The sequence below is a fragment of the Acetobacter sp. DsW_063 genome (assembly GCF_002153745.1).
GTDB lineage: Bacteria > Pseudomonadota > Alphaproteobacteria > Acetobacterales > Acetobacteraceae > Acetobacter.
Genome location: NZ_JOPL01000025.1, coordinates 31,398 through 44,248 on the forward strand (window position 1 = coordinate 31,398; position 12,851 = coordinate 44,248).

The 12,851-nt window shown below is 61.2% G+C and carries 12 protein-coding genes; 8 read left to right on the forward strand and 4 right to left on the reverse strand.

Features of this window, described 5'->3' with window-relative positions; translation table 11 throughout:
* Positions 1–56 precede the first annotated feature (56 nt).
* Complete coding sequence (gene glyA / locus HK28_RS05315; protein ID WP_086643574.1) at positions 57–1,343, reverse strand: serine hydroxymethyltransferase; 1,287 nt, start codon at positions 1,341–1,343, stop codon at positions 57–59.
* A 206-nt stretch (positions 1,344–1,549) separates the two neighbouring features.
* Here glyA and HK28_RS05320 point away from each other — a divergent pair, with 206 nt between their 5' ends.
* Positions 1,550–3,007 carry an APC family permease gene (locus tag HK28_RS05320; RefSeq protein WP_086643575.1) on the forward strand — a complete coding sequence of 486 codons (1,458 nt, stop codon included), beginning with the start codon at positions 1,550–1,552 and terminating at the stop codon, positions 3,005–3,007.
* Positions 3,008–3,164: 157 nt separating this feature from the next.
* On the opposite strand, the gene HK28_RS05325 is transcribed toward HK28_RS05320, so the two are convergent.
* The gene (locus tag HK28_RS05325; RefSeq protein WP_086643576.1) at positions 3,165–3,734 is read right to left on the reverse strand and encodes an NADPH-dependent FMN reductase; all 570 of its coding nucleotides are present in this window, start codon (positions 3,732–3,734) and stop codon (positions 3,165–3,167) included.
* A 203-nt stretch (positions 3,735–3,937) separates the two neighbouring features.
* Between HK28_RS05325 and HK28_RS05330 the strand changes: the two genes are divergently transcribed.
* Positions 3,938–6,079 carry a TonB-dependent siderophore receptor gene (locus HK28_RS05330; protein ID WP_086643577.1) on the forward strand — a complete coding sequence of 714 codons (2,142 nt, stop codon included), beginning with the start codon at positions 3,938–3,940 and terminating at the stop codon, positions 6,077–6,079.
* Between the two features lie 224 nt (positions 6,080–6,303).
* Here the strand turns inward: HK28_RS05330 and HK28_RS05335 are convergent, their stop codons facing one another.
* Both HK28_RS05335 and HK28_RS05340 read right to left on the reverse strand, forming a co-directional pair.
* Positions 6,304–7,914 carry a Do family serine endopeptidase gene (locus HK28_RS05335; protein WP_086643578.1) on the reverse strand — a complete coding sequence of 537 codons (1,611 nt, stop codon included), beginning with the start codon at positions 7,912–7,914 and terminating at the stop codon, positions 6,304–6,306.
* 175 nt (positions 7,915–8,089) lie between these two features.
* Positions 8,090–8,557, reverse strand: coding sequence for a nucleoside deaminase (locus HK28_RS05340; RefSeq protein ID WP_086643579.1), 468 nt, complete (start codon positions 8,555–8,557; stop codon positions 8,090–8,092).
* 266 nt (positions 8,558–8,823) lie between these two features.
* Between HK28_RS05340 and HK28_RS13955 the strand changes: the two genes are divergently transcribed.
* The 6 genes from HK28_RS13955 to HK28_RS05365 all read left to right on the forward strand — a co-directional run bounded on the left by HK28_RS13955 (position 8,824) and on the right by HK28_RS05365 (position 12,827).
* Positions 8,824–8,970 (forward strand): hypothetical protein, encoded by a 147-nt coding sequence (locus HK28_RS13955; protein WP_158093401.1) that lies wholly within the window; start codon positions 8,824–8,826, stop codon positions 8,968–8,970.
* A gap of 488 nt (positions 8,971–9,458) precedes the next feature.
* Entirely contained in the window at positions 9,459–10,241 is a 783-nt protein-coding gene (locus HK28_RS05345) for a gamma-glutamyl-gamma-aminobutyrate hydrolase family protein (RefSeq protein WP_086643580.1), read from the forward strand.
* A gap of 5 nt (positions 10,242–10,246) precedes the next feature.
* On the forward strand, positions 10,247–11,044 hold the full coding sequence (locus HK28_RS05350; RefSeq protein ID WP_198945800.1) for a pseudouridine synthase: 798 nt from the start codon (positions 10,247–10,249) through the stop codon (positions 11,042–11,044).
* A 7-nt stretch (positions 11,045–11,051) separates the two neighbouring features.
* Complete coding sequence (gene rsmD, locus HK28_RS05355; RefSeq protein WP_086643653.1) at positions 11,052–11,615, forward strand: 16S rRNA (guanine(966)-N(2))-methyltransferase RsmD; 564 nt, start codon at positions 11,052–11,054, stop codon at positions 11,613–11,615.
* Complete coding sequence (locus tag HK28_RS05360; protein WP_086643582.1) at positions 11,608–12,207, forward strand: YigZ family protein; 600 nt, start codon at positions 11,608–11,610, stop codon at positions 12,205–12,207. Before rsmD ends, HK28_RS05360 begins: the two co-directional genes overlap by 8 nt.
* A 125-nt stretch (positions 12,208–12,332) precedes the next feature.
* On the forward strand, positions 12,333–12,827 hold the full coding sequence (locus HK28_RS05365) for a hypothetical protein (protein WP_086643583.1): 495 nt from the start codon (positions 12,333–12,335) through the stop codon (positions 12,825–12,827).
* Positions 12,828–12,851: the final 24 nt, after the last annotated feature.

Here is a 12,851-nt window from a genome sequence, read left to right on the forward strand (position 1 = left end):
GAGCGTACGCAAGGGCGAAAGGGCCTGCGGTCGGCGGCGCCGCAGGCCACAGCGCCTTACTTGTAGATCGGGAACTTCGCGCACAGGGTCTTCACGCGCTCATGCACCGCGTTTTCCACCGTGGCGTCGCCTTCGCCGCCGGATGCGGCCAGTGCAGTCAGCACCTCGTCGATCATCTCGCCGACGATGCGGAACTCTTCCTCGCGGAAGCCACGCGCGGTTGCCGCCGGGCTGCCGAGACGGATGCCGGAGGTGATCGCGGGCTTCTCCGGGTCGAACGGCACGGCGTTCTTGTTCGCGGTGATGCCCGCACGCTCCAGCGCCTGTTCGGCGGCCTTACCGGTCACCTTCTTCGGGCGGAGATCCACCAGCAACAGATGGCTGTCGGTCCCGCCGGTGACGATGTCGAAGCCACGCGAGATCAGCGTCTCGCCCAGCACGCGGGCGTTGGCGGCGACGGCTTTCTGATACTCGACGAACTCGGGCTGCAGCGCTTCGCCGAAAGCGACGGCCTTGCCAGCGATCACATGCATCAGCGGACCGCCCTGCAGGCCGGGGAACACGGCCGAGTTGATCTTCTTGGCCAGCGCTTCGTCGTTGGTCAGGATCAGGCCGCCGCGCGGGCCACGCAGCGTCTTGTGCGTGGTGCTGGTGACGACATCGGCGTGCGGCAGCGGGCTGGGATACAGGCCAGCGGCGACGAGGCCCGCGAAATGCGCCATGTCGACCATCAGCTTTGCGCCGACTTCGTCCGCGATCTTGCGGAAGCGCGGGAAGTCGATGATGCGGGGATAGGCGGAGCCGCCAGCGACGATCAGCTTCGGCTTATGCTCGCGCGCCAGACGCTCCATGTCGTCGTAATCCAGCTCGCCGTCCTGGAGACGGACGCCATACTGGATCGCGTTGAACCATTTGCCGGAGTAGTTCGGGGCGGCGCCGTGCGTCAGATGGCCGCCAGCGGCGAGGCTCATGCCCAGAACGGTGTCGCCTGGCGCGATGGTCGCCATGAAGGCGGCCTGATTGGCGTTCGCGCCGGAATGCGGCTGCACGTTGGCGAAGGCCGCGCCGAACAGCTTCTTCACGCGTTCGATGGCCAGAACCTCGACCTTGTCCACTTCGAAGCAGCCGCCGTAATAGCGGCGGCCCGGATAGCCTTCGGCATATTTGTTGGTGAGCACGCTGCCCTGCGCCTCAAGCACCGCGGCGGAGGCCATGTTTTCGCTGGCGATCAGCTCGATGCCTTCTCGCTGGCGAACCATCTCGCCGCTGATCGCAGCCGCGACGTCAGGATCGACAGCGCTCAGAGGAGCCTGAAAAAATCGTTGCAGATTCGTCTCGCTCACCTTTGAAATCCTTTTTTCGACCACCAGCCACGCAACTGGCTAAACCCGCAACCAGACCGCTGAACCGGCGACGGGACCGTAACAGCCCCGCTCATACCGCCTTGGCGAGCCCAAGGCCACATGCTTCGGGCGGAGACGTACCCCGCGACAGCCCGCGCCGCAACGGCTATCCACGTCCAGAAGACAGAACCCGGAGACACAACTTCATGTCGCAGACGGAGAGGCGACCGGCCTCAACTTCCCTGTTTCGCCTCAAGCCCATCAACACGGCGGTCGAGGAAACAGGACTCAAGCGGGTTCTGGGGGCCGGTAACCTTGTCGCTCTGGGCGTCGGCGCCATCATCGGCGCGGGATTGTTCTCGCTGACCGGCATCGCCGCCTCCGAGAACGCGGGGCCAGCGGTCGTGCTGTCTTACCTGATCGCAGCCGTCGCCTGCGGTTTCGCCGGGCTCTGCTACAGTGAACTGGCGAGCATGATCCCGGCCGCGGGCAGCGCCTACAGCTTCGCCTATGTTTCGCTGGGCGAGTTCGTCGCATGGATCATTGGTTGGGATCTGGTGCTCGAATATGCCGTCGGCGCCGCCACCGTCTCGGTCAGCTGGTCGCGCTACGTCGTTTCCCTGCTGGCCGATTGGGGCATCGCGCTGCCGGAGAGGCTGACAGCTTCCCCGTTCGAAACCGTGCGTCTGGCGTCCGGCGCGGAGGCCGCGGGCATCGCCAACCTGCCTGCCGTGTTCGCCATCGTCGTCATCACGATGCTTCTGATCCGCGGCGTTTCGGACTCTGCGAAGGTCAACGCCGTCATCGTCGCGATCAAGCTGACCGTTATCGCTGCGGTCATCGGCTTTGGCCTGCCTTACGTTCATGCGACCAACTATCACCCGTTCATCCCGCCCAACGACGGGACGTTCGGACACTTCGGCTTCTCCGGCGTGATGAGGGCCGCAGGCACGATCTTCTTCGCCTATATCGGTTTTGACGCCGTTTCCACGACGGCGCAGGAAGCCCGCAACCCGGCGCGGGACATGCCGATCGGCATCATCGGTAGCCTGCTGGTTTGCGTGACGGTCTATATGGCTTTCTCGCTCGTATTGACCGGCATGGTGAATTATCACGACATGCTCGGCGACGCCGCTCCGGTCGCGACCGCGATCGACCATACGCCGTTCGGATGGCTCAAGACGGCGGTGAAGCTGGGCATCATCTGTGGCTTCACGTCGGTCATGCTGGTGCTGCTGCTCGGGCAGAGCCGTGTGTTTTACGCCATGGCGAGCGACGGGTTGCTGCCGTCGTTCTTCGCCCGCACCCACGCCCGCTTTCGCACGCCGTGGCTGTCCAACCTGTTCTTCATGATGGTGACGGGCGTGCTGGCCGCGTTCCTGCCGATCTCGGAACTCGGGCATATGACGTCCATCGGCACGCTGCTGGCCTTCACCATCGTCTGTATCGGCGTGCTGGTTCTGCGCCGGACTCAACCGGACCGCGAGCGTCGATTCCGTATTCCCGGTGGTGCGACCGTGCCGCTGCTTGGTGTTTTGAGCTGCCTTACGGTCATGGCTTCTCTGGACAGTCTGACGTGGGTCCGGCTTGTCGTGTGGTTGCTGATCGGGTTCGCGATCTATTTCGGATACAGCCGCAGTCGCAGCGTGCTTGCTCCGCGCTGACGCGCGCTCCGGCTGTGCAGGGCGTGAGTCTGGAGCAAGTCCCATTCAAACGGACCCGTTTGAATGGGTGAAGGTGCTCGACGAAATAAGAACTTAGAGCTTTTCCACAACTGCCGTGTCTAATGGAAGAGCCCTGAATCCTGAGTTTTCCGAGATCTCAGTCTTTCACGCGCCGCGTCAGCGCCGCGAGAGCCTCAATCTGACGTGACAGGAATTCGCGCGTTGCAGGGTCTGTCAGTTCCAGCGTCTCCGCGTTCACCTTCGAACCCGCCAACCCGATCATCGCTTCCGGCTTGTTCAGCACGAACGCGTCGAGAAATACGAGGCTCTGGCGGAGGTGATACTGCGCCCGCGCTCCGCCTATCGCGCCGGGCGACGCTGTCTGGATCGCGACAGGCTTGCCTGCCAGCGGCTGCGGCGAAACGCGTGAAAGCCAGTCAATGGCGTTCTTCAGCACGCCCGGCACGGAGTAGTTATATTCCGGCGTGACGATGATCACGCCGTCCGCGGCGCGGATCTGTTCCGCCATAGCCAGCACGGGAGCCGGGAAGCCCTGCTCCTGCAGGTCCTGATCGTACAGCGGAAATTCTCCGACGGAGCCCAGGGCGCTGATCGACACGCCTTCTGGCGCGAGGGCCGGGAGGGCGCGCGCGATAGCGGCGTTGATCGAACCTTTGCGGAGGCTGCCGATGAGGCTGACGAAATGGAGCTGGCTTTTCTCTGTCATGCGCTGATGTTCTCCGGACGTCGATGTCTTGTGAGTGGTGCAGTCGTATCATTAGGACAGGATCTGGCTAGGCGGAGCAAGAGGATCTGGTGGCTTGCAGGGTGGTAAGCCACAGCATGGAGGACGAAATCCACCCTGCAGTTGATAATGAATATTAGTTGCGTTAAGGGTCGCTGGCAATTCTAAGTAAGGCGACTTCTTCCATGGTTTCCACACGGTCTGACCAAAACAGCGTGATGTCGCTAACGTTTCTCTTTTCTTGCGCACTTCTGACGCCCGTCGTGCCCGTCCGCGCGGAGACCCCGGATAGGGATTCAGCTACACAAACTGCGCGGCACGAGAAGATAGTGGTCGTCGGAAGAAATCAAAAGCTTACTCCTCTCCACAAGACTAAAACGTCGTATGGCGCGTTTGGTGAAAGAAGCGATCTCGATACTCCTTTCTCTCAAGCTCAATTTACAGATCGATATATTGCAGAAAAAGTCATTTCGTCGACGCACGAGCTGTTTCAGCAGGACGCTTCGATCATGTCCAACGCCGGAACGTATACAAGCCGCCCGAGTTTGCTTTCGGTTCGGGGGCTACAACTTGATACGCTCAATAGTTACAAGATAAATGGGCTCGCTCTGGCGGCGTATGGTCTGGAATTACCACTAGAAGATTTTCAACAAGTCGACGTCCTGAAAGGACCAGCCGGTTTTATGTACGGTTTTGGTTCACCGGGCGGAATCGTCAATTATGTGACGAAAAAACCAACGGATCAGTTTTATGCTGCTTTTGATCAAGGGTATCAGACCAACTCTGTTTTTTCGGAGCACTTGGACGTAGGCGGACGCTTCTTCAGAAACAAGCGTGTCGGATATCGTGTTAATCTGACGCACGAAGGTGGAGAAACGTTCAATGGTGGGTCAATCGACCGAAACGCTTTCTCCTTGGGGCTTGACGTCCGGATTACCGATAAACTGACCTGGACGTTCGATGGACTCTACCAGCGGCGCGTCACGACAGGTGGTATTCAGGGTTTGTTGCTCACATCATATACCGGAAGTGGCCTTCCGGGCACGATCAGCGGTCGACGCAATCTGTCGTCGAATGGGTCGCAATATGCAAGCGAAGGAGGGCTTCTTGTCAGCGGGCTGCACTGGGATATGGCGCCAGGGTGGAAAGCGTCGCTCGATTACAGCTACTCGTCAACGCGCAGGCGTTACGCCGAAGATACGCTCTTGTTGCTGAATCGTGCAGGAGGGTACTCGGATTACATGTATGACGTCGGCAATCGATATGGGTTTCATCAGATACAAGGTCTTGGCGAGGGTCATTTCACGACAGGCCCTTTCAAGCATTATCTGGTTTTCGGAGCGACGTGGCAATCGGGATGGAGCGATTTCGCAACGCCGAATTTTTATAACAGTATCGGTACAGGGAATCTTTTTTCCAGAAATGCGAATGTCTACCGATCCAGCATTTCTCCACGATACTATCGCGGCTCGACTGTTGATCAGACCGCGGGTTTCCTGAGCGACACCATAGCTCTGACCCGATGGATGTCAGTGCTGGGCGGAGTTCGTTATACGGATTTGAGCCAGACATCGCGCAGCAGTTCAGGCGTCGTGACTGCGAGGTATGGAAAATCGCCTTTCACGCCAACAGTTGCGCTTCTCATAAAGCCGCGCGCAGACACCACTGTTTATTTTAGTTGGGTGCAGGCGTTGGAGCAAGGAACGACCGTGGGCACGACGTATCGGAATGCGAACGCCGTTTTGCCGCCGATCGTAAGCACTCAATATGAGGTAGGTGTTAAAGCTGAACATAAAACCTGGACGGCCAACGCAGCCCTGTTTCGTATAGATAGAGCTAACTCCTATGTGAATTCATCAAATTACTACGTGCAGAGCGGCATGGCGCAGTATGACGGAGTGGAACTGGGGGCTTCATTACAGCCTGTGAGTTCCCTGCGCCTGTCGGCCAATCTTATGTGGCTGGATGCATCGGTTATCAGCGGTGTTGCGAGCCAGGTGGGCAGGCGGGTGCGGGGCGCATCGCGTTTCACCGCCACCGGGGGCGTGGACTGGAGTCCGAAATTTCTAAAAGGCTTCGTGGTGAACGGGCAGGGGCGTTATACGGGGACGACAGCTGTCGGCAACAACAGCGCGTTGACAGTTCCGGCCTACGCCTTATTCGATCTGGGCGCTCTATATGGACTGGATGTGGGTCGACATCGTGTCGAACTGCGTACAGAAATACGAAACATCGCAGATAGACGATATTGGTACTATTATTCGTCTTCGATCATTTTGCCCGGAGAGCCGCGAACTTTCGCAATGAGCCTGCACTTGGGCTATTGAACGTGACCTACGGTCTGGCACGTCACCCACGGAGACGACATAATGTTCGTGTACATTAAGAAATAATTATTAATATCATATCGTAAAATTTTATAAATTATATTAATTGTTTCGCGTTTTGTTGGGTAGCATTGCTATTTAGCTTTGTGTTGAGTGGCGCCAAAAAAATATAGAAATAGTAAACGGAAACTGCCGCCGCCCGAAAGCCGGGCGACGGCACGTCGTCAGTTGTTGTCGTCGTCATCTCCGTCGCTTCCGCCGCCCGGCGCGCCATTGCCAGCGTCGCCGTTGTCGCCGTTCAGAGAGATCGCCACGAACAGGGACTGCCCATCACGCAGGACGCGCAGCAGCACCGCCTGCCGGGTCTTCAGAGCAGCAGCGACGGCCGTCACGGCGGCGTGCGGGTTGTCGATCGGCTGATCGCCCACGGCCTGAATGACGTCGCCCGGCCGAACGCCAGCCTGCTCAGCTGCTGAGCCCGGTTTGACGTCGGTAACCACGACGCCATGAACAGAATTGTCGAGTCCAAGCTGTTGGCGGACGTTGCCAGTCAGCGGCGACAGGGAAACGCCCAGTTTCTCCCCTTTGGCGCCGACTTGCGCGGATGCGCCACCCGCTTCGCCAGCCGCAGACTGGTTCGCGATATGGACTGTGACGTCGCGTGAAGCGCCGTTGCGCAGCAGCGTGACGGTTGCGTCCGTGTTCGGAGCGATGGATGCGACCTTCACGGCAAGATTATGCGGGGTATCCACCGGCTTGCCGTCGAGTTTGACGATGACGTCGCCGGACTTTATCCCGGCTTTCTCGGCCGGGCTGCCAGCCGACACGTTTGCGACCAGGGCTCCGGATGGCGGGGCGCCGGGGGAGGGCGACTTCAGGCCAAGCGCGCTCGCCATCGAGGGGGAGATCTGCTGGGCTTCGACGCCCAGATAACCGCGCGTCACGTGGCCGGTCTTCTGAATCTGGGAGACGACGTTTTTGACCACGTCGGACGGAATGGCGAACCCGATGCCGATCGATCCGCCTGACGGCGAGTAGATAGCGGTGTTCACGCCGATGACTTTTCCGTCCTGTGTGAACAGAGGGCCACCGGAGTTGCCGCGATTGATCGGCGCGTCGATCTGGAAAAAGCTGTCATACGGTCCGTCGCCGATGTCGCGGCCCAGGGCGGAGACGATGCCGGCCGTGACTGTGCCGCCGAGCCCGTATGGGTTGCCAACGGCCACGACCCACTGCCCGGGGAGGACATCGTCGGACTCGCCAAGTTCGATGAACGGCAGTTTGTTTGTCGATGTCAGCTTCAACAGAGCCAGATCGGTCTTCGGGTCGCGTCCGACGATGCGGGCCGCCAGCGTCGTGCCGTCGTCAAGCGTCGCAGTCACCTTGGTCGCGCCTTTGACGACGTGATTGTTGGTCACGGCGTAGCCGTCGGCGGAGATGATGAAGCCCGAACCGCGCGCCTCGATCGTCTGGCGCTGGTGCTGCGGCATCATCTGGAACGGGAAGGGGAACGGGAACGGCGACTGCTGCATGCCGCCCTGTCCGCCGCCCATGCCGCCACCCTCCTCATCCGCCGCGTCAGCCTTGATGATCGAGGTGATGGAGATCACCGCGGGCTTCACCTGTTTCACCAGATTGACGAAGTCGGGGATCGTCTGGGTCTGCGTACGGGGCTGAATGGCGCCGGGCGCGTCGGCGTGTGCGCTGCTGATCAGGCCAGACGTCCCCAACATCGGAGGGACGGCCAGGGACAGAAGTTCGACGCCAGCGACGGCGAGCAGGAGCGAGCGACGTTTGTTCCCGGCGGTCCGGGGCGACTGTGTCTGGTCTTGCATAGGTCTTCCGGTAGGCTCCAACTGATCGGGTCGCGATACGCGACCCCTTCTGGACTTTGCGTCGGGGCTGACCCGACATGTCCGTCCGAGACGTGACGAGGTCACAATGCCTCGTGTCGTCGAACCGGCATCATACACGGTGATGAAAAACGCGTTAGGCCGTCACTTTTTACGATTATGCGTCACCGGACAGGCGCAGGGCCGCCCTGTCGGCCCGCAAATCCTGAAAAAACGAGCGCAGGAGGGTCGCGCAGCGCTGCTCATCAACCCCGCCGACGACGTCGGGACGGTGGAGGCATGCTGGCTGGGCGAAAATGCGAGGGCCGTGCTCGACGCCGCCGCCTTTCGGGTCGTAGGCTCCGAAGACGACCCGCTGGACGCGGAAATGGACGGCCGCGGCTGCGCACATGGGGCATGGCTCCAGCGTCACGACCAGCGTGCAGTCGTTCAGCCGCGTCGACCCCAGAAGGCGGGCGGCCTCACGTAGCGCGAGCATTTCGGCGTGCGCTGAAGCGTCATGGTCGGTCTCCACCTGATTCCCGGCGCTGGCGATAATCTGCCCGTGCGCGTCCAGAACGACCGCGCCAACCGGCACTTCGCCACGCCCGGAAGCGGCGCGGGCTTCGGCCAAAGCCTCGTCCATGGCGCTCCATCGCAACAAACCTCCGGAGGCGATCTCGCGCTTCACGGGGAAGGTTCGCGCGAAACGGAGCGTCGATCTGCCGTAGTCACGTTCTGTTTCAAACGCCGGTCGGACGGGCGAGGATGCAGTCGGTGAAAAATAATCGAAAACCCCTTATTTTCCCTTGCTTGTAACACGACGAGGGCACAAAGTGCAGCTCACAGACATAGTGATCTCTGTAACATAACGGTTCAACTTCGCCGCCTGAAGTGTAGGGAGAGACCCCGATGCGCAGTCTGACACTTGTCTTGGCAGCCGCCGCAATCGGCATCGGCTTGGCCGCTTCCGAGCGCGGAACATTTCATTTCGGCAGCGAGGCGGCGCACGCCCGCGTGGCGAATGAGTCTGGCGCAGTGAAGTTGGCTGACCTCTGAAAAGTCACGCCTGAAGGTCCGACGGAACAGGGTCCAGGCTGAACCGAAGCATTTCCCTCTATATCTTTTCAGGATGTCGTCGTTCGAACCCGCTGTTTCGGGTGTGAGCTGCTTCCGCCAATTCAGGACGGTGTCCCGGTTCCTCCATTTCGCCTGATAATCAGGAATCAATAAAGCTGCGCCTCGTTGTGCCGTCAGAGGCGCTCTAGGATGTTTCTTCTACTTTAGGCGTATGTGCGCGACAGAAATCGTCCGGTTCATAAGGTGTTGATCTGTGTTCGGATGCAGCGCGTATTGGAGTTGACACGCTATTTCCTTTCTGCGTTGGGACGCAGTTGGAGCCGATGGTGTTGCCGCTCTTTAAGGCAGCGAGCGCAACCGTCGCCCACGTTGATGTGACGCTTCGCACATCCGGACGATGATCGATCAAGAGATGAGCGAACGGCCGCCCCATATACCGGCACGGCGCTTTATTCTATGTGAGCGCCATGACACGCGATAACCCCGTCATCGGCGTAACCATGGATCAGGAGCCGGGAGGCTCCGGCCAGTATTCGGCCTTTCCATGGTACGCCCTGCGCGCCAATTATATGAGCGCCATTATCGGCGCCGATGGCGTGCCTGTGGCCATACCGCACGCGCCTTGTATGGCAGGGGCTTTTCTCGATCGGCTTGACGGGCTTGTCGTCACCGGCGGCGCGTTCGACATCGATCCTGCGTTATATGGCGATAAGACGCTCCATCCCGCCACGCAGCTGAAACCTGCACGCACGCGCTCCGAACTGGCCCTGATCGAAGCCGCCCGTACGCGAGGGATGCCGATCCTTGGGATTTGCGGTGGCATGCAGCTTCTCGCCGCCGTTCTGGGCGGCTCCCTGCATCAGGACATAGCGGACGCCATTCCGAACGCGCTACCGCACGAGCAGCCCAATCCGCGTGACGAGGCCGGTCATATCGTCATGATCGAACCGGGAACGCGCCTAGCGGCGATTGTCGGACGTTCGCGCATGGCCGTGAACTCCTCTCATCATCAGGCGGTGCATGATCCCGGTCGGGCGATTGTCGCCGCGCGGGCGGAAGACGGCGTCATCGAAGCCATCGAGGATGGCGAGGCCACGTTCTGTCTGGGCGTGCAATGGCACCCCGAATTTCTTATCGATGCTGGAGACAAGGCGATCTTCGCCGCCTTCGTCTCTGCCTGCCGCGACTGGCGCGCGCGCGTGGGAGTCGTAGGAAACGGCGCGCCGAATGCTGTGAAACACGAAGGATGACTGACATGGACGGGCAGGACGCGGGCGCGCGCGGCGAGCGGATCGCAAAATGGCTGGCGCGCAGCGGGGTCGCGAGCCGTCGCGACGTCGAGCGGATGATCGAGGAGGGGCGCGTCTCCCTCAACGGCGCCCCCGTCACGCATCCGGCGACGTTCGTGACGGCGAACGACGCAGTGTTTGTGGACAAGAAGCTGGTTGAGCAGCCGGACCACACGCGCCTGTGGCGCTACCACAAGCCGGACGGTCTGGTGACCACCCACCGCGACCCGGAGGGGCGTCCCACCGTGTTCGCCTCCCTGCCGGAGGGGATGCCGCGCGTGGTCAGCGTCGGGCGGCTCGACCTCAACAGCGAGGGCCTGCTGCTGCTGACCAATGACGGCGCGCTGGCGCGGCGTCTTGAATTGCCCTCGAACGGGTGGTTGCGGCGATACCGGGTGCGCGTGTTCGGCGTCGTAGACCCGAAGCGGCTCGCGGAGCTTGCAGGCGGCAGTGTGTTCGACGGCGTGAAATACGGGCCTATCGAAGCGTCGCTCGACTCGAAAAAGGGTGACAACGCATGGCTGACTGTGGCGCTGCGGGAAGGAAAAAACCGCGAGGTCCGGCGCGTCATGGCCGGGCTCAACCTGCACGTCAGCCGTCTGCTCCGCACGTCCTACGGCCCGTTTCCCTTGGGTGAGCTTCAGCCGGGCGAACTGGAGGAGGTTCCAGGCCGCGTTCTGAAAAGTCAGTTGCCGCGCGATAATGAACCTGCTCCCGCTGCGCGTGGAGCGTCGAAGGGGCGTGCGCCAGCGCGCAGGGGCTAGGCGCATCGTGCGGATTATCGGCGGCGACCGGCGCGGGCGGCAGCTTCAGGCTCCACCGGGCGGCGTGACCCGGCCCACGGCGGATCGCGTCCGGCAGGCGCTTTTCGACATGGTGCTGCACGCCTCTTGGGGCGGACGGGACGCGGTGGAGGGCGTCGCCGTTCTGGACGGGTTTGCCGGCACCGGCGCGCTGGGGCTGGAGGCTCTGTCGCGCGGGGCCGCGTCCTGCGCTTTTTTTGAACGTGACCGCGCGGCGCTTGCCGCCTTGCGCGCCAACATAACGGCCTGCCGCAAGGAAGACATGTCGCGCGTGTTCGCTGGCGATATTCTGGCGCCGCCGAAAGCTGTTCACCGCTGTGGTTTGATCTTTCTCGATCCGCCTTACGATAGAGGGTTGCCAGTGCTCGCCCTGAACGCGCTCACTGCGCGCGGGTGGATCGCGCCGGACGCGCTGATCATCGTCGAAACCGCCAAAGACGAGGCGCCGCCCGTCGACACCGTGGAGATTTTGTTCGAACGCGCCCACGGCGCGGCCCGGCTATGGGGGTGGCGGGCTGGCGGCCATGGCTGAGATGCTGACGGAACGGGCGTTTTTCGAGAAGGAGATCAAGAAAAGCCGTTTCCTCGCCTACGCCGCGCCGGTCGACAACGAAGAAGCGGCCCTCGCCTTCATCCACGAAATTTCGGACGTCGAGGCGCGGCACAATTGCTGGGCCTGGCGGATTGGCCAGCAGTACCGTTTTCACGACGACGGAGAACCTGGCGGTACGGCCGGTCGTCCCATCCTGCAGGTGATCGAGGCGCAGGACATAGATCGCGTCGCCGTGGTCGTGACGCGCTGGTTTGGCGGGATCAAGCTCGGAGCGGGCGGGTTGGTCCGCGCCTATGGCGGCACGGCGGCGGAGTGCCTGCGTCTTGCGCCGCGCGCCGCGATCGTGGCGCGCGTGCGCGTGGGCTTTCATTGCCCGTTCTCCGATCTGGCGCTGATCGGCGCGCGTCTGTCCGGACTGGGTGCTCAGGTCGAAGCGGAGACGTTCGACGCGACTGGCGCTACTTATGTCGTCGCTGTGCCGGTGGAGGGAGTAGAGGGCTTGATCGCGCGTCTTGCGGACCTGACGGCGGGGCGTGTGGCCGCGCGTGTTTGCGAGGACGTTGAGGGATAAATTCCACGAATATATTAATTTGTATAATATATAGGCGGTTTTCCTCAACTCCTTTCGTTGCCGTTATTGCCTTGGGAGTTGCGTATAGGTAGCGTCGAGTTTGTTGCAAAATATGACGGTGAATTATGAAGCGTTGGGGTCTCTTTCTGGCTGTATGCGCCACAGGCTTCTCTTTGGCGGGGTGCGTGCAGAACTCCGTGACCTCCCTAAATGCGTCCGGAGCCGGCGTCTCCAATGGCTCCGCCGTAACGCGTCGGGTTGTCGACGTCCCACAGTGGAATCGTTATCGTCTGGTCGACAAGATCGTAATGAAAAATACCGACACGATGCTGAATTACTGGCAAGCTGTGGCGGTCGACTGTTCCGCCGAAAAGTTTCAGGTCCTCAAGGTTGCAAAAGACCCGCAGCACGGGACCGCTACGTTCGTCGATTATTCGGTCAACCCGAGCTTTCCCGCGAGCAACCCGCGCTCGCGCTGCAACGCCGCGCCGGTCGCCGCGACAAGCCTTCATTACAAACCGGCGGCGGATTTTACCGGCGTCGACGCGGTGCCTGTCACGGTGGCGGGACCGCAGGGGACGATCATGAACGTTCTGTTTCGTATCCGCGTCATCGACTGAACGTCTCGGGCTTGCCGCCGCGTC

Excerpts from the sequence above, each read along its gene's own strand:
- HK28_RS05320 (WP_086643575.1), top strand. The coding sequence starts at position 1,550 with ATGTCGCAGACGGAGAGGCGACCGGCCTCAACTTCCCTGTTTCGCCTC.
- HK28_RS05325 (WP_086643576.1), bottom strand. The coding sequence starts at position 3,734 with ATGACAGAGAAAAGCCAGCTCCATTTCGTCAGCCTCATCGGCAGCCTC.
- HK28_RS05330 (WP_086643577.1), top strand. The coding sequence starts at position 3,938 with ATGGTTTCCACACGGTCTGACCAAAACAGCGTGATGTCGCTAACGTTT.
- HK28_RS05335 (WP_086643578.1), bottom strand. The coding sequence starts at position 7,914 with ATGCAAGACCAGACACAGTCGCCCCGGACCGCCGGGAACAAACGTCGC.
- HK28_RS05340 (WP_086643579.1), bottom strand. The coding sequence starts at position 8,557 with ATGGACGAGGCTTTGGCCGAAGCCCGCGCCGCTTCCGGGCGTGGCGAA.
- HK28_RS13955 (WP_158093401.1), top strand. The coding sequence starts at position 8,824 with ATGCGCAGTCTGACACTTGTCTTGGCAGCCGCCGCAATCGGCATCGGC.
- HK28_RS05345 (WP_086643580.1), top strand. The coding sequence starts at position 9,459 with ATGACACGCGATAACCCCGTCATCGGCGTAACCATGGATCAGGAGCCG.
- HK28_RS05350 (WP_198945800.1), top strand. The coding sequence starts at position 10,247 with ATGGACGGGCAGGACGCGGGCGCGCGCGGCGAGCGGATCGCAAAATGG.
- HK28_RS05360 (WP_086643582.1), top strand. The coding sequence starts at position 11,608 with ATGGCTGAGATGCTGACGGAACGGGCGTTTTTCGAGAAGGAGATCAAG.
- HK28_RS05365 (WP_086643583.1), top strand. The coding sequence starts at position 12,333 with ATGAAGCGTTGGGGTCTCTTTCTGGCTGTATGCGCCACAGGCTTCTCT.